This is a genomic window from Kocuria carniphila (assembly GCF_004136555.1).
In the GTDB taxonomy this organism is placed as follows: Bacteria; Actinomycetota; Actinomycetes; order Actinomycetales; family Micrococcaceae; genus Kocuria; species Kocuria carniphila.
This window is the reverse complement of the sequence record NZ_NOIT01000005.1, coordinates 76768-97050: the sequence shown is the minus strand read 5'-3', so window position 1 is coordinate 97050 and position 20283 is coordinate 76768. Positions and strand designations below refer to the sequence as shown.

21 protein-coding genes are annotated in these 20283 nt (G+C 61.9%); 7 read left to right on the top strand and 14 right to left on the bottom strand.

The features are described 5' to 3' along the window. Positions 1-11: 11 nt before the first annotated feature. Positions 12-1424 carry an aminotransferase-like domain-containing protein gene (locus EWV37_RS05105; protein ID WP_129700217.1) on the bottom strand — a complete coding sequence of 471 codons (1413 nt, stop codon included), beginning with the start codon at positions 1422-1424 and terminating at the stop codon, positions 12-14. Between EWV37_RS05105 and EWV37_RS05100 the strand changes: the two genes are divergently transcribed. The 5 genes from EWV37_RS05100 (at position 1423) to EWV37_RS05080 (ending at position 5302) form a co-directional block, all read left to right on the top strand. Then, positions 1423-2361: a DMT family transporter gene (locus EWV37_RS05100; RefSeq protein ID WP_129700215.1), complete on the top strand. Its 939-nt coding sequence runs from the start codon at positions 1423-1425 to the stop codon at positions 2359-2361. The two genes, EWV37_RS05105 and EWV37_RS05100, sit on opposite strands and share 2 nt — an antisense overlap. 190 nt (positions 2362-2551) lie before the next feature. Continuing rightward, on the top strand, positions 2552-2947 hold the full coding sequence (locus EWV37_RS15560; protein WP_202976187.1) for an AraC family ligand binding domain-containing protein: 396 nt from the start codon (positions 2552-2554) through the stop codon (positions 2945-2947). Further along, positions 2833-3998 (top strand): IS3 family transposase gene (locus EWV37_RS05090; RefSeq protein WP_238663072.1). Its coding sequence is split into 2 segments (ribosomal slippage): positions 2833-3117 and positions 3120-3998, totalling 1164 coding nucleotides; the frame shifts between segments, so codons are not numbered across the junction. Before EWV37_RS15560 ends, EWV37_RS05090 begins: the two co-directional genes overlap by 115 nt. Positions 3999-4063: 65 nt before the next feature. Beyond that, entirely contained in the window at positions 4064-4609 is a 546-nt protein-coding gene (locus tag EWV37_RS05085; protein ID WP_129700213.1) for a helix-turn-helix transcriptional regulator, read from the top strand. Between the two features lie 75 nt (positions 4610-4684). Then, positions 4685-5302, top strand: a complete 618-nt coding sequence (locus tag EWV37_RS05080; RefSeq protein WP_129700211.1) for a LysE family translocator — start codon at positions 4685-4687, stop codon at positions 5300-5302. A gap of 89 nt (positions 5303-5391) precedes the next feature. Here the strand turns inward: EWV37_RS05080 and EWV37_RS05075 are convergent, their stop codons facing one another. The 4 genes from EWV37_RS05075 to dnaB form a co-directional block, all read right to left on the bottom strand. Then, positions 5392-5802, bottom strand: coding sequence for a VOC family protein (locus EWV37_RS05075; protein WP_129700210.1), 411 nt, complete (start codon positions 5800-5802; stop codon positions 5392-5394). Positions 5803-5806: 4 nt separating this feature from the next. Beyond that, positions 5807-6595 carry a helix-turn-helix domain-containing protein gene (locus tag EWV37_RS05070; RefSeq protein WP_165189253.1) on the bottom strand — a complete coding sequence of 263 codons (789 nt, stop codon included), beginning with the start codon at positions 6593-6595 and terminating at the stop codon, positions 5807-5809. 50 nt (positions 6596-6645) lie between these two features. Next, complete coding sequence (locus EWV37_RS05065; RefSeq protein ID WP_129700206.1) at positions 6646-7788, bottom strand: Fic family protein; 1143 nt, start codon at positions 7786-7788, stop codon at positions 6646-6648. A gap of 145 nt (positions 7789-7933) precedes the next feature. Continuing rightward, positions 7934-10333 (bottom strand): replicative DNA helicase, encoded by a 2400-nt coding sequence (gene dnaB, locus EWV37_RS05060; protein ID WP_095797181.1) that lies wholly within the window; start codon positions 10331-10333, stop codon positions 7934-7936. A gap of 253 nt (positions 10334-10586) precedes the next feature. Here dnaB and EWV37_RS05055 point away from each other — a divergent pair, with 253 nt between their 5' ends. Beyond that, positions 10587-12023: a hemolysin family protein gene (locus EWV37_RS05055; protein WP_095797299.1), complete on the top strand. Its 1437-nt coding sequence runs from the start codon at positions 10587-10589 to the stop codon at positions 12021-12023. Continuing rightward, a complete protein-coding gene (locus EWV37_RS05050) occupies positions 12020-13066 on the top strand; it encodes a hemolysin family protein (protein WP_129700204.1) in 1047 nt (348 codons plus the stop codon). The genes EWV37_RS05055 and EWV37_RS05050 overlap by 4 nt, the downstream gene beginning before the upstream one ends. Before the next feature lie 97 nt (positions 13067-13163). Here the strand turns inward: EWV37_RS05050 and EWV37_RS05045 are convergent, their stop codons facing one another. The 9 genes from EWV37_RS05045 to EWV37_RS05005 form a co-directional block, all read right to left on the bottom strand. Beyond that, entirely contained in the window at positions 13164-13475 is a 312-nt protein-coding gene (locus EWV37_RS05045; RefSeq protein WP_238663071.1) for a hypothetical protein, read from the bottom strand. Positions 13476-13649: 174 nt separating this feature from the next. Beyond that, positions 13650-14099, bottom strand: coding sequence for a 50S ribosomal protein L9 (gene rplI, locus EWV37_RS05040; RefSeq protein WP_095797184.1), 450 nt, complete (start codon positions 14097-14099; stop codon positions 13650-13652). A gap of 20 nt (positions 14100-14119) precedes the next feature. Continuing rightward, a complete protein-coding gene (gene rpsR / locus EWV37_RS05035) occupies positions 14120-14356 on the bottom strand; it encodes a 30S ribosomal protein S18 (RefSeq protein WP_016998183.1) in 237 nt (78 codons plus the stop codon). A gap of 65 nt (positions 14357-14421) precedes the next feature. Next, positions 14422-15099, bottom strand: coding sequence for a single-stranded DNA-binding protein (locus EWV37_RS05030; protein WP_095797185.1), 678 nt, complete (start codon positions 15097-15099; stop codon positions 14422-14424). A 128-nt stretch (positions 15100-15227) separates the two neighbouring features. After that, positions 15228-15533: a 30S ribosomal protein S6 gene (rpsF, locus tag EWV37_RS05025; protein ID WP_095797186.1), complete on the bottom strand. Its 306-nt coding sequence runs from the start codon at positions 15531-15533 to the stop codon at positions 15228-15230. A gap of 127 nt (positions 15534-15660) precedes the next feature. Further along, on the bottom strand, positions 15661-16092 hold the full coding sequence (locus EWV37_RS05020) for a TM2 domain-containing protein (RefSeq protein WP_095797187.1): 432 nt from the start codon (positions 16090-16092) through the stop codon (positions 15661-15663). 28 nt (positions 16093-16120) lie between these two features. Beyond that, entirely contained in the window at positions 16121-17257 is a 1137-nt protein-coding gene (locus EWV37_RS05015) for a hypothetical protein (RefSeq protein ID WP_129700200.1), read from the bottom strand. A gap of 102 nt (positions 17258-17359) precedes the next feature. Next, positions 17360-18619: a glycosyltransferase 87 family protein gene (locus EWV37_RS05010; RefSeq protein ID WP_095797189.1), complete on the bottom strand. Its 1260-nt coding sequence runs from the start codon at positions 18617-18619 to the stop codon at positions 17360-17362. Between the two features lie 199 nt (positions 18620-18818). After that, positions 18819-20243 carry a CCA tRNA nucleotidyltransferase gene (locus EWV37_RS05005; protein ID WP_129700198.1) on the bottom strand — a complete coding sequence of 475 codons (1425 nt, stop codon included), beginning with the start codon at positions 20241-20243 and terminating at the stop codon, positions 18819-18821. Positions 20244-20283: the final 40 nt, after the last annotated feature.

Sequence of the window (20283 nt, the reverse complement as noted above, 5' to 3'; positions counted from 1 at the left end):
TGCACGCCCGACTAACCGCGCCTATTGTCGAGTATCTGACCAAGTATTCGCGCACCCTCGGGAAAAGCCGCAGGATTTGGACCCGCGTAGTTCAGTCGAATAAACGGAGCGGTGGGCTCCGCCGGAAACCACTCGGCGCCCGAAGCGACGATGACACCGGCGGTTTCGCAGCGTCTGACAACCCGGTCCAAATCAGTGCCCTCAGGTAGCTGCGCCCATAGGTTCAACCCCCCGGTCGGTACGTGCTCCACATGAGCTTGGGGTGCGTGTTCTCGCAAGCTGGTGAGAAGGAGATCTCGTCGTGACTGGAGTTGCTGCCTCAATCCTCTGAGATGGGTTCGCCAACCCGGTTGGGTAACGACATCCAGTGTGGCCGTTTGCAGTAGGCCGCTGACATACATCGTCTCGGCCGCTCGGTCGGCCAGGATCCGATCTCGGGCCGGCCCCCTCGCGATGACAGCACCAACCCTAAGCGCCGGTGAAACACTCTTAGTCAGCGATCGAAGATATATGACATGTCCGGAGTCATCGCCCGCAGCCAGTGGACGTGGTTCAGTTTCTATCCCGAAGTCATGAGCCCAATCGTCTTCAATTAGGAATGCTCCGTGCCTTCGAACCACGTCTACCACCTCCCTACCTCGTTGACCAGACCACTGAGCACCGGTGGGGTTGGCGTAATTCGGCTGAGAATAGAACACCCTGGAACCGCTTTCCGTAAAGGCACGTTCAAGCTGAGAAGGGTCTGGCCCCTGCACTCCTGTGGGCACCGGGATGATGTGCACGCCACTTTGGTGGGCGGCTAGAATCGCTCCCCAATACGTTGGAGATTCCATGAGAACCGGTTGCCCCGCCCCCGCCAATGCGCGGAACAACGAACTGAGTCCGCTCTGGGTGCCTGGAAGTACGATCACGTCCCGAGCCGACAGGGCATTTTCATTAGCCGGGACGCTAGCAGCGAGTTCCTGCGCGAACCATTGCTGCAGCTCCGGTAGCCCGGCGACGGGCGGTTGTGACAGGACCGTTTCCGTGCGGCCAACCCGGCCGACGGCGCTCCTCACCAATCGTTCGGGCAAAAGTTCTCGACAGGGATAGCCGGAGTGGAATGCAATGACATCGTTAGGCGCGCTTCGGAGGGCCGTGGAGACTGTCTGCGGATTGGTCATAGGTGACCGCAACGCAGCAGTCTGCCAACCATAGTCGGCGGGGCGAGAGGTCCGTACTAGACGCACAAAAGTTCCCACACCTGGTCGGGTTTCAATCAGACCCTGAGTGACCAGAACTCGTAACGCCTTCTGAACGGTCAGCGGGCTTACTCGGTATTGGTCGACCAGCGCCCTGCTGGATGGCAACTGCGCCCCGGGTGCGGCGTCAGCAATCCACCGGCGCAGCTGAGTAACAATCCTGGAGCTGTTATCGTTGTTCATGGAATATAAAGATAGCGTTATCGTTTCCGATCAACCAGTGATATCTGCTGTCCCGCGCAGTGGCTTGCTATGGGGATTCCTTGGTGTCTTGTCATTCTCTTTCACCGTCCCATTTACCCGGGTTGCCGTCGAGACCCTGGACCCGTTATTCGTCGGCGCGGGCCGCGCCGTCGTCGCAGCTGCTTTGGCTGCATCCGCACTGATCGCGACTCGGCAGCACCTCCCGCGAGATGGCCAGTGGTTTCGACTAGCCATAGTTGCTGGGGGTGTCGTTGCCGGGTTCCCTCTTCTCACTTCCTTTGCGATGACCTCCACCGCTGCTAGTCACGGGGCGGTCGTCATCGCTTTGCTGCCTGCCACGACGGCCGTTATGGCAGTGCTACGTGGCCGCGAGCGACCGGTGAAGAGCTTCTGGCTCCTGACGGTCCTGGGTGCCCTGGTTGCCGTTACATTCGCAGCCATTCAAGCTGGCGGTTTCGGCTCGCTAACCAGCACTGACCTGTTGTTATTCGGCGCGGTCATTGCCGCAGCGGTTGGTTATACCGAAGGTGGTCTCATGGCTAGGGAAATCGGTGCATGGCAAACCATTTCCTGGGCGTTGGTTCTAGCATCGCCCGTGATGCTGGCTCTCACCATTTACTCCATGAACCAGCACCCGCTCAACGGAGGACCAGCACAATGGGCGTCTTTCGCCTACCTCGGTATCGTCAGCATGTACTTGGGCTTCTTCGCCTGGTATCGAGGGCTCGGTATCGGCCCTATGGCTCAAGTGAGTCAGATTCAACTAACCCAGCCGGTGATGAGCCTCCTATGGGCGGTCCTTCTGCTAGGTGAACACCTCACCCTTGCCACGTTATTGGGTGGCATCGGAGTCTTTGTGTTCGCTGGTCTGGCTGTGCGGGTCAAACAGCGTTCGCCTATCCGACTGGGCCGGTGATCGGAATACAGGTCGCTGAGCGAAGGCATCTGGAAGATCTACAGAGCCACCTCTAAGCCGTACCAGCGCGTCTGGCGTAGCCCTTGGAACGGACGACGGTATACCCCGAGGCAGAAAGGGAGAGCGACGTAAGCTCGTAAACAGTACGACATTAGTGCCACGTGACGAATTGGACGGAGGATGCAACGGGATGGAGTTCTGTCGAAGCACTGCACTCCCTCACCTCGAGGGTCGACGGTCATGCCAAGAAAACACCTGTTACCGGCCGCACTCTCACGATGTTTTATCGATCGGCGTGATTGATGCGGGAAGCTCCGTCTTGACCACTCCCGCCAGCGACCCGGTCAACCTGGAAACCGGCAACGTGATTGTCATTCCTGCCAATCAGGTTCACGCATGCAAGGGACTGCTGCACGGTGAGGTGACATCTGATCTGGCTTGCCCGTTGGGCGGCCTGGAAGGATGTGCACCATGCCCGCTCCATATCCCCGAGAGTTCCGCGAAGACGTCGTTCGTGTGGCGCGCGCCCGCGAGGATGGCATCACGCTCGCGCAGATCGCTCGTGACTTCGGCGTTCACGAGATGACTCTCCACAAGTGGCTACGCCAAGCCGATATCGAGGACGGCAACCGTGCCGGAAGAACCCGCGAGGAGTCCTCAGAGCTGCGCGACGCGCGCAGGAGGATTCGTCTTCTTGAGCAGGAGAACGAGGTCCTGCGCCGCGCGGCTGCGTACCTGTCCCAGGCGAACCTGCCGTCAAAAGGCTCTACCCGCTCGTGAGAGAGCTCGCCGTCAACGGGATTCCCGTCGCGGTGTCCTTGCGGGTTTTGAAGCTCTCCCGTCAGCCCTACTACCGGTGGCTGAAACACCAGGTCACCGCCTCGGAACTGGTCGAGGCATACCGCGCGAACGCCTTATTCGATGCCCACCGCGATGACCCCGAGTTCGGATCCCGGTTCCTGGTCGCAGAAGCCCACGCGGCCGGGGAGGCGATGTGTGAGCGGACCGCGTGGCGGATCTGCCGAGACAACCAGTGGTGGTCGGTCTTCGGGAAGAAACGAGGGAAGAACGGCAAGCGCCCCGGCCCTCCCGTTCACGAGGACCTCGTGAAGCGAGACTTCACCGCAGATGACCTCAACGAGCTCTGGTTCACCGACATCACGGAGCACTGGACTGATGAGGGAAAGCTCTATCTCTGCGCGATCAAGGACGCGTTCTCCGGGCGGATCGTGGGCTACTCCATGGACTCCCGGATGAAGGCCCGCCTCGCGGTGAACGCACTGGTCAATGCGGCCACGCGGCGCGGTGACGTGGCCGGTTGCATTGTCCATTCCGATCGGGGCTCCCAGTTCCGGGCCAGGTCATTCGTGCACGCACTGAACGAGCACCACCTGCTCGGGTCGATGGGCCAGGTCGGTGCCGCCGGTGACAACGCGGCGATGGAATCCTTCTTCGCGTTGCTGCAGAAGAACGTCCTCGACCGCCATCGCTGGCGGACACGTGACGAGCTGCGGATCGCGATTATCACCTGGATCGAACGGACCTACCACCGGCGCCGTCGACAGGTTCGCCTGGGCCGTTTGACCCCGATGGAGTGCGAGACCATCATGAATCCAGCCGTGGACCTCGCGGCTTGACACTACAACTGTCACCTCACCGTGCAGCAGTCCCCAATCCGCGCGAGGGTCGATGGCTATATCAAATGATCCACATGGATCAAGGGTGGGCCGCTTCACTTGCCCCGAGGCGAGAAGCCAGCCATCTGCTCGCTGAAATCAACGTGTTCAATCACCCCGACTTGCACCGCCGAGTCAACACGTTGAATACAGCTATCCACAAGAATGAAACCAGCGAAAAAATCGAATCCCAGGTCAAGAACCTATTTAAAGTACTCGATGTCGCCTCCTGCACTACCCTCAGATCGAGCGAAGCCGACCCTGAGCTGCGGGCCCTCCTCGCCCCAGTCTTGATCAGGCTAGGGGACGACGAGTCGAACCCGGCATTGGATGATCTAGCAGAATCGGTCGGCATGACGAAGTATCAGCTGGTCCGTGCAGTACGGCGTGCCACCGGACTTCCACCACTGGCATGGCGGCAAAACGCCCGCATAACTCAGGCCCGCCGAAAGCTCCGCGAAGGTTTGCCCATTACGGAAACCGCTCATGATCTGGGGTTCACTGATCAAAGTCACTTCCATCGAGTCTTCCGCGCTCATGTCGCCGCTTCGCCGGGCACCTACCAAGGCTGACTGCAAGAACATACAAGACCCGGCGCGCCCAAACCTCAATGCTTGTCAGGATCACCGTCATGCATGAGGAGAGACATGGAACAGTTCCCCGCTGTGGCAATCGCGCACTTCTTGGCGCTGCTGATTCCTGGGGTCGATTTCTTCCTTATCGTCCGAACCGCGCTGACCAATGGCTGGCGAAACGCCACCGGAGCTTGCCTGGGTATAGCCATCGCGAACGGGGTCTTCATCACGGCCGCATTCGCCGGTATCGCACTGATTTCGAACCCGGTATTACTCGATACCATCCAAGTGGCAGGCGGCGTATTCCTAGTTTTCATCGGCATCGCTTTCCTCAGGTCAAACCCCCAGATCGACGCCGACAGAGGTACTGGTGTGAAATCCAGAACTTGGCTCCGGAACTTTGGTCTCGGCGTCGCCTCCGGACTGTTGAACCCGAAGAATGCACTGTTCTACGTCAGTCTCGCCGCCGCACTTTCAACTGCGGTACCTCTTTCATTGGTGCTTTACGGCACCTGGATGTTCGCTGTCGTCCTTGTCTGGGATATTTTTGTAGCTATCGTCCTCGGCTCTCGGCATGCCCTCGGCTATATGCAACGCATCATCCCCTGGATCAGTAGATTCGCGGGCGTATTCCTCGTCCTATTCGGCAGCAGCATGATCGTCGGCCTCGCCGTTCGATTCTTCGGTTAGCCGGCATGGCCCGGGGACCGGTCTCTACACGAGATAAAAACGTGAAGAGCCCAACTGAGTGAGACGCCGCTAAGCGCAGAGGCCAGCCGTCACTCCCCCGGATACGACCCCACGCTCCATTGGTTACCTTCTGGATCGGCGATGGTTGCCGAACGGCCTCCGTAGTCCTGGTCCGTGGGCTCGGCGATGACGGTGCCGTGTGCGGCGAGCGCACGGTGGAACACGTCATCGACCTCGGAATCGGTGCCCACCACCAAGTAGCACTTGGCTTGTCCGACCATCTCGGCTTGGGCATGTGGGTTGTTTTCGCGCACCGATCCGAACATCACGCCGCCGTTGTCGCGCCATTGGTATTGGGCGTGCTCGACGACGCTCGGATCGTTCTCGTTGGTATCCAAGGAGACCTCCTGGAACCCCAAGGTCCGCAGGAATTCCGCGCCCCGGACGGCGTCGGCGAAAGTCAGTGAATGGAACAGCTGTGGTTTCGTGTTGTGTGTCATGACTTCATGCTGCCGTGCCTGGGTACTGCAGGTCTTGAAGAAATGGGAACTCCACCTCTTTACTGGGTGACTGCCCAGCGAGCGCGTGCCACTCCCGCGACAAATGTGATTGATCGGCGAAACCAGCGGTATAGGCGGCGTCGGCGAGACTGACGCCTTGTCCGACCATCGTGCGAGCCCGCGAGAAACGGGCGAGGCGACTGAGTTGCTTGGGTGAAATGCCGATCTCGTTGTGCAGACGGGTGTTGAGATACCTGCGCGACCACCCGACATCGGCGGCGGTCTGGGCGACTCCACAGCCGTGACACAACAATCGCCAGGCGCGGCGGATGTCCGCGGGCATCGAGAATTCCTCGAGGCGGTCCAGAAGCAGCGATTCAAGAACCGCGAAGCGCTGAGGCCACTCGGTTTGCGCGGCGATCCGGGCGTATTCACTCTCCGTGAGTCCGCGTGGCAACTCGATCAGATCCACGCTGTGGCCAGCCAATTCGGCCAACGGCGCCCCGAACAGGGAGCGGCAACCCAACGGCGTCAGCTGCAGTTGGATCCCGCGCTGCAATCCGTGGGTGCGGATCAGTGCGGGAAATAGGTGCAGCCCGGAGACTGATGCCCACAGCTTCTGCGACTCACGCTCGCCGAACCACCCGACGTCGAGCGGGTCATCCAGGGCAATGATCAGCGTGGCCGTGGCACTGGGTACCCCGAGATGCACCTGATCTGCGTTGAGGGAGATGTCATAGCCGACCATCGGTCCGGCGAGGTAGTCCCGCAAGACCGGATGCGGCTGATGCATCGCCCCAGTCATGCGGCAAAGCTAGCACGGGGGTGGTGCCTCGGGGCCGGTCAGTCCTTTAGAATCGATGGCAGCATTCCCAACTCATCCAAACGGTGCACCACGTAAATGGTCAGCTGGTTTTGCCACAGACTGATGCCGTATCCAGCGGGATCCCGCACTTTCAAGAGAAGATTAGCTTCCACCAGCTTCTTCAACTTGTGGCTGCGGGACGATGGAGATCCGGGAAGGACATCGCTGAGGTCACCAGGTTTGCACTTCCCGCGCCTTGCAACCTCGTAGAGAACGTTCGCATCGCTCTCTCTCACCTCACCCCCAGCCACCGCGGCGTTTAGAGCCGGGGCGAACACTTCATCAGCCACGAACAGACGATCGGATAGCTGAGTCACCGAGAAGAGGTCATCCCGAAGGCCTCGGATCATGTAGCTGCACCACGCGAGTGTGCCATCTTCCGACAAACTGTCCGCCAATGCCAGGTTGTCGTAATAGGCCTGTCGGTCCGCCCCGAAAACCGCTGTGGGGTTCAACGGCCGGGCATCACTGGGTGATGTATAGCCCCGGTTGGTAAGCATGGCGTAGGTCAAGAGCCGGGAGACCCGTCCATTGCCATTAGCGAATGGGTGGATCCAGACGAATCGATGATGAACCAGCGCCACCTGAATCAACTGCTGTTGGGGTAGAACAACTTGATTAGCGAAATCGATCAACTGATCCATATCCGCTTGAACCGTCGCCGGGTCCGGCGGAGTATGCAGTGCCCCTGATATGGCAACCTGAGTCGACCTGTAGCTTCCCGGATGAGGGTCCCCCTCTCGCTGCAATCCGTTCACGGATAGCTGGTGCAAATCTCGGATCAACTTGTGCGAGATCCGGAGAGTTCCCTCCTCGACCAGCTGATCGATGTACTTGGTAGCTTCCTCGAGCTGAAGAATCTCTCGAACGGCATCCTGGGCGTCTTCTCCGGTGCTCTTTGCTCGTCGTGTTTCCGCGATCACATCAGCCACAGTGGTGCGGTTACCTTCAATGCGGGCTGACATGATGCTGGTCAACCCCTGGAACAGTCGCCGGAGCTCTAGAGTCAGCGGATCCGCCAGACGCTCAGTGCGAAAGTCCACCCTGACGCGTTCTAGATCGAAGAGCGCCGACGCCAGGGAACCATCGAACGGGATGTGTGGGAACACGATGGGCTGCATGCCAGAATTTTACCTTGGGGTGGAAGAGAATTTGAACTCCTGTCAGTAACAACCCTGTATTAGTAGGGTATTTGAGGGCACCTCACGAACCTCAAATTTGAACATATGCCCGTTCAGAAGTTGAATTTTCGATCCCTGAGCGGACCTAGAACCCCTCCAACGCCATATTCGCGAACCGCGAGTAGTGGCCCTGGAACGCCACCACGATCGTCTTGGTGGGACCGTTACGGTGCTTCGCCACGATCACGTCCGCCTCACCGGCACGCGGTGACTCCTTGTCGTACACGTCCTCACGGTGCAGCAGAATGACCATGTCCGCGTCCTGCTCGATCGAGTTGTGAACGGTCACGCCATTGGCCACGAAATTGTGCGCGCCAACCACGGTGGCATCGAAGACTTCCTCGACACCGTCCTCCTCGATGGACACGATGCGATCCCAATACAGATCGTTCATCGCCATCATGTCCAGGTCGTGGGTGTCGAGCGCTGATATGACCTCTTCAAGCCGAGATTGCGGCGGTCGAGTCATCGTCACCGTCCCGCCGTTAGCCACAGCGGATAAAGAGGAATCATCGCCCACCGATACGCGGTTTTCCAGAAGACCACGGACTTCATCCCACGCGTTGTACATCCCGCTGGAGCCAGGCGCGGCTTTCTCGGCCTTCGCCGCCCGCAAAGCAGAGCGCAGCTGCGCCGCTGCCACAGCAGACTCGCCATTTACAGGAATCTGCTCGAGGAACATCAGCTGATCCTCGAACTCGTCGATCGACACGGCAGAAGAGGCAGCAGCAGAATCGTTGGAACAGGAAACAGCCCCCACGATCCCGAAACGCAACAACAGGCGAGCCACGGCGTTGGCCGCCGCGCGCGACGTCGTCGTCGTCAATGAAATCTCGCCGCACTCTGCGGAACCCGCCTCCGAAACCGAACCGGAAGAAGACCATGCCGAGCTCAGCAGCAACCGCACCTGATCCTTGGGCAGCCCGAACACGGACGCCGGCACAGTCGACAGCCCAGCCAACCGAGCACCCAGGGCAGACACCTCAGCATCACCCATGGCCATAGAAGAAGTAGGCGCTCCCACATGCCGCGGAATACCCAAGCGATCCCCCACGCCCAGATCGCCGAGAGCCCTCCAGCCCGAATAGGTGAAGAACTTGTGGTTCGCCGTCGCCCGCACCTCGCGACCGGAGGCCAAACGCAAGCGGTAGACAGGCTTCACACCCGTCGAGAACACATGTGTCATGGGCCGCTGCACGTAGCGCAGGTCGTCCGCGAGCGCCCACACCGGAACGTCCTTCTCACCCGACTCGTACAGGTCACGCATGGTCGTCTCCGCGCCAGTGTCCGCGCGCAGAATCCGAGTGTCACCGGTCAGGCAACCGGACTCACGCAGATCACTCACCTGCGGCTTCTTGTCCGTGCGCTGCTCGGAGCCACGGTTCAGCTGGGACAGCGCGATGACCGGAACCTCGAGCTCCTTGGCGAGCAGCTTGAGTGCACGGGAGAACTCGGAGACCTCTTGCTGACGGGACTCGACCTTCTTGCCGGAGCTCATGAGCTGCAGGTAGTCGAGCACCACAAGCTTCAGGTCGTGCTTCTGCTTCAACCGCCGGCACTTCGCGCGGATCTCCATGAGCGACATATTGGGCGAATCGTCAATGAACAGCGGCGCTGAATCCATCTTGCCCATGATCTGCGCGATCTTGGCCCACTGCTCGTCCTGCAAGGTGCCCGCGCGCAAGTCCTGCATCTGCAGTGTGCCCTCTGCGGACAGCAGACGCATCGCGATCTCGTTGCGGCTCATTTCCAACGAGAAGATCACGGACGTCATGTTGTGCTTGATCGAGGCAGAACGCGCGATATCCAGCGCAAACGTCGACTTACCCATTGCAGGTCGCGCCGCGATCACTATCATCTGGCCGCCCTGGAAACCGTGCGTCAGCTCGTCCAGTTCGATGAAGCCGGTGGGCACGCCCTGCATGCCCTCCCGGTTACCGGCCGCCTCGATCTCGTCCACGGCGGATTCCATGACCTCGCTGAGCACCACGTAGTCCTCGGACGTGCGCCGCTCGGCGACCTGATAGATCTCGCCCTGGGCCTCGTTGACGATGTCATCGACTTCGCCGTCCTGCGAGTAGCCCAGCTGCGCGATCTTGGTGCCGGCCTCGACCAGGCGCCGCAGCACCGCACGTTCGCGCACGATCTCCGCATAGAAACCCGCGTTGGCCGCGGTCGGCACAGACGCGATCAGCGAGTGCAGGTACGCCACGCCACCGATGCGCTCGATCTCACCGCGCTTCGTGAGCTCGTCGCCCACGGTGATCGCATCGGCAGGTTCGCCGCGCCCGTAAAGGGAGATCACGGCGTCGTAAACGGATTCGTGCGCCGGCTTGTAGAAATCCACGCCGCGGAGCACTTCCACCACGTCCGCAATGGCGTCCTTGGAGAGCAGCATGCCGCCCAGCACCGACTGCTCCGCCACGTTGTCGTGCGGCAGCGAGCGCCCGTACTCCTCGCGCGATCCGGACGTGTATTCCGACACCCTCACTCACTTCCATTCCTCAAAGACTGCGTTCCATTGTCGCACTGAGCCACGACACGGATAACACGCGTTCGCCCTTGGGGAGTACGACGCCGCTCACCCCCTGGAAACTCACGGGTTCCGCCTGTAGATTTGTTCCGTTTTATACCTCGCGGCACACCGAGCGCCGCTCGCACCAAGATACGGAGACCATGAGCGCCCCTAGCGACGCCCCCTGTAAAAGACCCGGTTTTCTGAGTTGTAGCCAGGGGTGGTGGAGCTAGTGGAAGTCGTCTCCATCATCATCGGACTCGTGCTGATCGCAGCGTGTGGCGCCTTTGTCGCCGCCGAGTTCTCCCTCATCACCGTCAATCGCAATGACGTAGAAGCCGCCGCCAAGACCGGCGACCGCCGCTCCCAAGGCGTGCTGAAGGGCATGAAGACCCTGTCCACGCAGCTCTCCGGAGCGCAGCTGGGCATTACGGTGACCAACCTGGGCATTGGCTTCCTCGCAGAACCCGCCATTGCCGCCCTCATCGTGGGGCCGCTCACCGACGCCGGCCTCTCACCCGTCGCGGCCCGGTCCACCTCCATCACGCTGGCCCTGGTGCTGGCGACCGGCTTGACCATGATCTTCGGCGAGCTGGTTCCCAAGAACCTCGCGATCGCCAAACCGCTGGCCACCGCGAAGGCAGTGGTCGGATTCCAGCGTGGTTTCACCAAGGTGCTGGGTTGGCCCATCCGGTTGTTCAACAACAACGCGAACAAGATCGTACGCGCGTTGGGTGTGGAACCTCAGGAGGAACTGGCTTCGACCCGCTCTCCCGAAGAGCTCGCCGGACTGGTCCGGCACTCCGCCAATCAGGGTGCACTGGCCTCCCAGACCGCGGAACTCGTCGAGCGTTCATTCGCGTTCGGTGACCGCCGCGCGCATGACGCCATGACCCCGCGCGGTCAAATGGTCACCCTGTCCCCGGACAGCACCGTGCGCGATCTGCTGCGCGAATCCAAGGCCACCGGCTTCTCCCGTTTCCCTGTGCTGCACGAGGACAAGGAGCACGTTCTGGGTCAGGTGCACGTGCGTCAGGCACTGGCTGTGCCCTACGCCCAGCGTGAATCCGTCACCGTGGATCAGATCATGGGCGAGGCGCGCTTTGTCCCGGACACCGTGGAACTCGACGACCTCATGGACGTCCTGCGCACCGGTGCCCTGCAGATGACCTTGCTCGTGGACGAGTTCGGCGACATCGCCGGCCTGGTCACCCTGGAGGACCTCGTGGAGGAACTCGTGGGCGAAGTCCGCGACGAGCACGATCCCCAGGACGAACCACACGCCGAACAGCACGACGACCTCTGGACCTTCTCCGCCGCCCTGCGACCGGACGAGGCCAGCGAACACCTGGGTGTCACCGTCCCCGAACACGAGGACTACGAGACCCTGGCCGGCCTCATCACCCTGGATCTGGGCCGCCTGGCCGAGGTCGGTGACACCGTCACGGTCGAGTCCGATCCGGATCCCGGTGAGGATCCCTCGCTCATCACTTTTGAGGTCATTGCCCTGGACGAGCACCGCATCACCGAGCTGACCGCCCGCGTGAGCGAGGTGCCGTCCGAGGATGAAGCCGAGCACGAGAGCCGGGAGCACGAAACAAGGGCCACCGACCACCACGAGGCCCCAAGCGGCGTCGTCGACCAGGAGGAGAACCGATGAGCGACCTCGCCGGACTGCTGCTCACCGTGGTGCTGCTGGCAGGCAACGCATTCTTCGTGGGTGCGGAATTCGCCCTGATTTCCGCACGCCGCACCGTGATCGAACCCAAGGCACTCGAGGGGAAGTGGGCCGCCAAGGTCACCCTCAAGGCCATGGAGAACGTCTCCCTCATGATGGCCGGCGCGCAGCTGGGCATCACCATCTGCACCCTGGCGCTCGGCGCGATCAGTGAACCGGCCATCGCGCACCTGCTCGAGGTTCCTTTCGCCGCGATCGGCGTACCCGAGGCCCTACAGCACCCGATTGCGTTCGCGATCGCGCTGTCCATGGTGACCTATTTGCACGTGGTGATCGGCGAGATGGTTCCCAAGAACATCGCACTGGCGACCCCCGAGCGCAGCGCGCTGGTGCTCGGTCCCATCCTGGTGGGCGTGGTCACCGTGCTGCGCCCGCTGCTGTGGGCCATGAACGGAATCGGCAACCTCATCCTGCGCATGATGCGCGTGCAGCCCAAGAACGAGGTCACCTCGGTCTTCACCCGCGACGAAGTGGCCGCCCTGGTCGCCGAATCGCGCCACGGCGGGCTGCTCGAAGCTAACGACGAGCGTCTGCTCCTGGGCGCCCTGACCTTCGAGGAACGCAGCGTCAACGGCATCTTGATCCCCATGAGCAAGGTGACGTGCCTGCCTTCGGGCGTCACCACCGCCCAGGCCGAGATCATCGCCGCGGACAGCTACTCACGCTTCCCGATGCTCGCCCGCGACGGATCGCTGGCCGGTTACGTCCACATCAAGGACCTGATCGAAGAGGACGACGCCGCTCGCGACCTTCCCATCGAGGCCTCCCAGGTGCGGGCACTGCCCCGCATCAATGCGGACATGCCGCTGCGGCAAGCGCTGACCATCATGCAGAACTCGGGTGCCCACCTGGGCGCCGTGATTTCCGCGGACGGTCACGTGGACGGCATCGTGACGCTGGAGGACATGCTCGAGGAACTCGTGGGACAGATTCGCGACGACAGCCGCATGATCCGTCAGGCTTAACGACACACGCTGTCCACGGATTGTGGAAAACCTGTGGACAGCGTGTGGAACACGCCGTGCGAACTTGTGCACGGATTGTGGACGGATCTGTGGATAACTAGAGCACGGTGGCCATCAACCCAAGCCAAAGCAGGGGCGAGAACACCAGCGACAGTACCAATAGAATGATGAATCTCCCTCTGAGCAGGGGGAAAGCAACCAGCCCGGCGATGCTCAATACCGCGGCAATTATGGACGCGATAATGCTGATGACCAGCCCGATCACCAGCACGAACACGGCCCCCTGAGGGTCCAGGGAATTGCCCATGGCAAAACTCCCGGCAAAGGCGGCCACGGCCAGGCCAAGGCAGCCCAGTCCAACCCAATAGAGCTGGGACCCGGTGAGTCCCCTGTGTGCCTTGATCTCCATACCGAGAATCATCACACGTAACCCCCTGGCTCGTCCGGTCGTGACACTTGGGAAAGTCATAAGTGCTGGTCAGAGCGTGCAAACGCACAGAAAGGAACCCCGCAGGTCAGCGACCTGCGGGGTTCTTCTCAATCACATTCCACGGACATCTCGAAGGATGTCCAGGGGATGAAATCAGGCGGGGACAACCTCGAACTCGACGTTCGCGTTGACCTCTTCGTGCAGACGAACCACGGCCTGGTACACGCCGGTGGTCTTGATGCGCTGGGTGAGCTCGACACGACGCTTGTCGATGGAGCCCAGACCCGAGGCCTCAACAGCCTTGGCAACGTCGTCAGCGCGCACGGTGCCGAACAAGCGGCCCTCAGCACCGGACTTGACCGGAACGGTCAAGGTGGTGGAGGTCAGCTTGGCAGCCAGAGCCTGAGCGTCCTCGAGGGAAGCCAGGTCACGAGCGGCACGTGCGTTCTTGATGGATTCGATCTGCTTTTCAGCGCCACGGCTCCAGGGGGTTGCAAAACCGCGCGGGAAGAGGAAGTTACGGGCGTAGCCGTTCTTCACGTCAACCACGTCACCGGCTGAACCCAGCCCGGAAACTTCGTGGGTCAGAATGATCTTTGCCATAGATTCTCAGTCCTCTCAGATCAGCGGCCGGCGCCGGAGTAGGGCAGCAAAGCAACTTCACGAGCGTTCTTGATCGCCAAAGCGATCTTGCGCTGCTCCTGAACGGACACGCCGGTCACGCGGCGTGCACGGATCTTGCCGCGGTCGGAGATGAACTTGCGAAGCAGAGCGACGTCTTTGTAATCGATCTCGGTGACGCCTGCCGCCTTGAGCGGGTTCTGCTTTGGTTTCGGCTTGCGAATTTCAGCCTTGGCCATCGTGGTGCTCCTTTTCGGATGCGGAGCCCGCAGGCATTCCTGCGGGATGGGTTGGATAAGTGTGTTTAGAAGGGGGGCTCGTCTTCGGAATCGGTACCCCAGTCGTAATTACCACCGGAGGACTGACCCCAAGGATCGTTGCCCTGTTGCGGACGCTGCTGCTGACCACCACCGCGGCTGGCGTTGGGGTTACCCCCGCTGAAACCGCTTTGCTGGTTGCCGCCACCGGCGCCACCAAAGTTGCCGCCCTGGTTTCCACCAAAGCCGCCGCCCTGCTGGCCGCCACCGAATCCGGAGTCGCCTCCGAATCCGCCACCGCCGCCGGAGTTACCGAAGCTCTGGTTGCCGCCGTAGGAGTTGCCTCCCTGGCCGCCACCGCGCGAGTTCCGGTTGACCTTGGCGGTTGCGTACCGCATGGAAGGGCCGATCTCGTCGACTTCCAGTTCTTGGCTGGTGCGACGCTCCCCTTCCTTGGTCTCGTAAGAGCGTGCCTTGAGCCGACCTTGAACGATCACACGAGTGCCCTTGGTCAGGGACTCGGCCACGTTCTCCGCGGCTTCACGCCACACCGAGCAGCGCAGGAACAGGGTTTCCTGATCCTTCCACTCGTTGGACTGCCGATCGAAGGCACGCGGGGTGGACGCAATCGTGAAATTGGCCACCGCGGCTCCGGACGGAGTGAAGCGCAGTTCGGGGTCGGCGGTCAGATTGCCGATCACTGTAATGACGGTATCGCCAGCCATGTGAACCTCCGGTATCTGTGGACGCTGGATGCGAGACGTAGTGGGTTGTTCTGAAGCATCTCACGGGGGTGACCCGTCAGGGCCGTGGTGAGACGCCCTGTGCAGTCCGGGTGGACCGCACAGTCAACTCACTTGGCTTCGATCTTCTGTTCTTCAGGACGGATGATCTTGGTGCGCATCACGGCTTCGTTCAGGCCCAGGACACGGTCCAGTTCCTGAGCGGTGTGCGGCTCAGCGGTGAAGTTCACAACGGCGTAGATGCCTTCGGCCTTCTTCTGGATCTCGTAGGCCAAGCGACGACGGCCCCAGATGTCGACGTTGTCGACGGTGCCGTTCTCCTTGGTGACTACCTCGAGGAACTTCTTGAGGGTCGGCTCAACGGCGCGCTCCTCGACCTCGGGGTTGAGGATCACCATCAATTCGTATTCACGCATGTAAAGAACCCACCTCCTTCGGGCTAAGCGGCTGCGGTCCTTCCGCAGCAGGAGGTTCTGTGCGTTTGTCGGTACCGATCGCGTATCGAACGGCACACAGACTTGCCGAGTTTACTACAACTGCGGCTCAGTAGCCATTGACGCGGCGGGCCAGCCGCGCATTGAGCTGGGCGACCCGCAACGGAATGAGGAACAGGTCGATGATCATGAGCAGTCCCCACAGGCCCAGGATGAACCAGCCGATGATGATCGGGGTGGTGAACCAACCAATCGCCCACAGGAGAACGTAGAAAATTCCCTGGAACGGCTGCTGCAGGTAGAACTTGTGCACGCCCAACCAGCCCAGGAAGAACCACAACACGTAGGACAACAGGGCGGACTTGCCGCCCACCACGTTGACCACGGCCGGGCCCTGGCGGGGTTGACCCCACTGGGACGCTCCGGGGTTCTGTTGGAAACCGCCCTGGCGATATCCGCCGTTGGGTTGGTGCCCACCGGCGCGAGCGCCGTCGCGCGGGGGCAGCGGTTGAGGTTTGTAGTATTCCGGCTCTTGGGCCACGGTGACTCCCTCTTCGACTACCTCAAGTTTACGAGGCGTCGAAGGCCCGTTCGGTGTCGGTCAGCGCTCGGCGCAATTGCACATCGGTGGTGATGTTGTTCCCGGTCGATCGCGTGGTGACATCCAAACCGAACTCCACACGTTCCGTCTTGGTGCGGCCGTCTTCTCGGAAGGTCACCTTGGCCACGGCGGGGCGGTAGCGCTGGGCGTGGAACGTCAGGGGATCGTTGTCCTCCGGTTGCAGCACCAGCGCGGGCCTCCTCTCCAGCTCCCACTTCACGTCGGTCACACCGTCCGGCAGGGCATCCGGCTGCGCGGTTTCCGATCCCGACGCCGCGCCCTTGGCCCATGAGCTCGGCGCAGGGCACTTCTCGAGATCCAGACGACGCCCACTTTCGCAATCACCGAGCACCACGCCGATTTCCCGGTCCACGGTCTCCCACATGCGCGGGGACGGCCCGAAGCTCAGCTCGAGCGCCAGCGCCTGCGGGTCACTGATATTGATGCCCCCCACGGCATGTTTACTGGCCACCAGGTAGGAGTCATCCGGCATAGCCACGTTGTAGCTGCCGGGTAAGCCTTCGAACTGCCACGTGCGGGCGGCGGTGTCATCGGCGGCGCGCAACGCGGCGGCGTCGGGCCGGACGGTCTGACCGTTGACGGACAGCGCGTCCACGGCAGCGGGGAGTTTCACGGCCACCATCACGTCGTCCACGTCATTGAGCTGCCACGTGTCGTTGAGGAATCCTGTGGAGACCAACTGGTCCACCGTGTAGGTCACGCGGTGGGTCTGCCCGTCGCCCATGCGCACGTCCACCTCCACGTCCGCCTGGGTCCCGTGTTCGGACACGGAAACAACCTCGTGGCCCACCGGTCGGTCGTGAGAATTCCGATACACGGAGTTGGGCAGGATCTGCACCGTGGGGTCGCTGGTGGCGATGCTGAGCGGGGCGAGCACCTGCCGGGCACTACCGCGTTCCAACTGACCGAGGTACGCCTCCACGGGGGATTGCGGATCGCGCGAGACCAGGAAGAAGTTGATCACCGTGCTCCATAGCAGCACTACGATCACCACGCCCGCAAGGATCAGCAGCAGCGGCTTGCGCAGTGATCGCCAGGTCGGCGGCTGCCAATTGGCCACCGACTGGATTGAGGGCTTGTTCATAACTCTTTCCGACGGACAGTAATAAACAGGTTTACTTTATAATCCCACGGAACGCGCGGGTCACTTGCGAGCCGCCATCTCGGCAGGGTCACGCGAGTTCGTTCATTTGAGCGCCGAGACCCCGAGGGCCAGCGCCTTGCGTCCGCGGAACATGTCGATCACCACGGCCACCACGAAGTAGATGAGGAACAGGTAGCGGATGACCCCCAGGATGTCCTGGGGTGCCCAGCCGAACTGTTCGACCCACGGCAGGGTGGGCCAGGCGTCGGCCGGCAACACCACGGTCGCCCAGTAGAGGACTTCGACCGCTTGCCACAGGCCGAACTCGATCCAGTTGCGACGGCACAGGATCACCAGCGGCACCAACCACACGACATAGTTGAGCGAGTAGTCCTTGGCGAGCAGCACGTAGAGGGCCAGCAGCAGGAACATCACCTGCACCACGGATGGTTCCCGGCGGCTCAACAGCGAGATGAGCAGCACGAACACGAGACCGAGCACCATGGTCAGCAGCACGTACTGACCCACGTTTCCGCCGTCCAGGGCCACCCCGGTGCGCGGTTCGATGTTGTTGTTCCATACGTTCCAGAACGAGGACTGCTCTGTATCGGAATCCACGATGGTGTTGAACTGCGCCCGCCATTGATCCCACGCGGTGAGCATGTAGGTGCCGTTGATCAGGATCCACGCGATGGCGGCGCAGATGAGCGCGCTGATGAAGTCCTTGATGAACCGGTGACGCGCGGCCATGATCAGGATGGCCAGCAGCACGACCACGGGGAAGAACGCCACGGACGCGCCGAAGCCCACCATGAATCCCGCGAGCGCCGGGTTACCGCGCACGTAGCCGAGCAGGGCGAGCATCATGAAGAGCACGGCCCACAGGTCCCAGGTCTGGAAGCCCACGAGCACCACCACGGGTGCCAGCGCCATGACCAAGGCGTCGGATTTCCGGGAGCCGCTGAGCGAGGACACCACGGCCACGATCGCGAGCCACACGAGCGCCAAGAGAATGAGGGAGAGGTCCAGGTAAATGCCCTGGTCCACGTCGATGCCCAACAGGGAGGAGAGGTTGGAGGCGAACCATCCGATGATGGTGGTGATCATGCCCACCAGAACGGGCTGATCCCCGGTGGGCCCGCCGGTGAAGAAGCCGTTGGCCACGTCCGTGGAACGCACGCCCATGTCGCCGGTGCCGATCACCGTGGCGCACAGTTCGGGAACGTCCTCCGCGAGGTTCCAGTTGGGCACTCGGCACGGCACGCGCAGCAGGTACGCCATCATGACCGTGTAGAGGCCCAGGCCGAGCAACAGCAGGCCGGAATTACCGCCGCCGCGCTTCTTGGCGCCTTCCATGCTCATGCACGCACTCCTCCGGTGGACACAGGGACGGCATTAGTCTTCCACGGCCCCGCCCGGTTCGGCGCTTGTGGCGCGATCCGGCCCCACAATTTACGACGCCGCTCGCGGACCTCTCGCACGCCTCGTCCGGCCCTCGGGACAGACCTGCACAGCTTGGCAACACCGAACCAGTTCAGTGGCTACCCGGCAGGTAGTGCGGTCAGACCGTGCCGATGCCCTTGGACTTGGCCCACTCGATGAGCCGTTCGCGAGCGACGTCCTCACCCACGGCACCTTCATCCAGGCGCATTTCGAGCAGGAACTTGTACGCCCTACCCACCTCGGGGCCCGGGCCGATGCCCAGGATCTCCATGATCTGCTGACCGTCCAGTTCGGGACGCACGGCCTCGAGCTGTTCCTGTTCGCGCAGTTCGGCGATCCGCCGTTCGAGGTCGTCATAGGCATTGGCCAGGCGCGTGGCCTTGCGCTTATTGCGAGTGGTCACGTCCGAACGGGTCAGTCGGTGGAGGCGTTCCAGCTGATCCCCGGCGTCGCGCACGTAGCGACGCACGGCGGAGTCGGTCCAGCCCGCCTCGCCATATCCGTAGAAACGCATATGTAGTTCGACCAGGCGCGTGACCTTCTTAATGGTGTCGTTGTCGAAGCGCAGGGCCTTCATCCGTTTGCGCGTGAGCTTGGCGCCCACCAGTTCGTGGTGGCGGAAGCTCACGGCACCGCTGGGTTCGAACCGGCGCGTGGCCGGCTTGCCCACATCGTGCATGAGCGCGGCGAAGCGCAGGGCGAAGTCCGGACCGGGCACTGGACCGTCCGCATCCGATTCCTTCTCCGCGGCCTGTTCCATTACCGTGAGGGAATGCTGGTAGACGTCCTTGTGGTGGTGCGCCTCGTCCGTCTCGAGCTTGAGCGCGGGAACCTCCGGGAGCACGATCTGTGCCAGACCGGTGTCCGTCATCAGTTCTATGCCACGACGGGGATATGCACCGCACACGAGCTTGACCAGTTCTTCGCGCACCCGCTCCGCAGAGACGATCTCGATCCGCTCCGCCATGTCCGTCATGGCCTCGCGCACAGGTTCGGCCACCTCCAGCCCCAACTGCGAGCTGAAGCGGGCGGCACGCATCATGCGCAGAGGATCGTCCGTGAAGGAGTCCTCGGGTGTGCCCGGGGTGCGCAGCACACCGGCATGCAGATCTTTGATGCCCCCGAACGGATCCACGAGCTCCAGATCCGGCAACCGCAGGGCCATCGCGTTGACGGTGAAGTCGCGGCGTCGTAAATCCTCGGTGAGGTCTTCCCCGAACGCGACCACGGGCTTGCGGGAATCCGGATCGTAGGCCTCGGCACGGTAAGTGGTGACCTCGAGCTGGAGGCCGGCCTTGCGCATGCCGATCGTTCCGAAGTCCCGTCCGATCTCCCAGTGCGCATCCGCCCACTTCTTGATGACCGCGAGTGTCTGGTCCGGGGTCGCGTTGGTGGTGAAGTCCAGGTCCAGGGCGTCCCGGTCCAGGAACAGATCCCGTACGGGCCCGCCCACCAGAGACAACTCGTATCCGGCGTCGGCAAAAAGCCGCCCCAGCTCGAGGGAGACGGGGTGGAGAGAAGAGGTATCGAACAGCTGCGTCATGATGGGCGTAATTGTCTCATTTCTTCCACCGCTCCCTGGC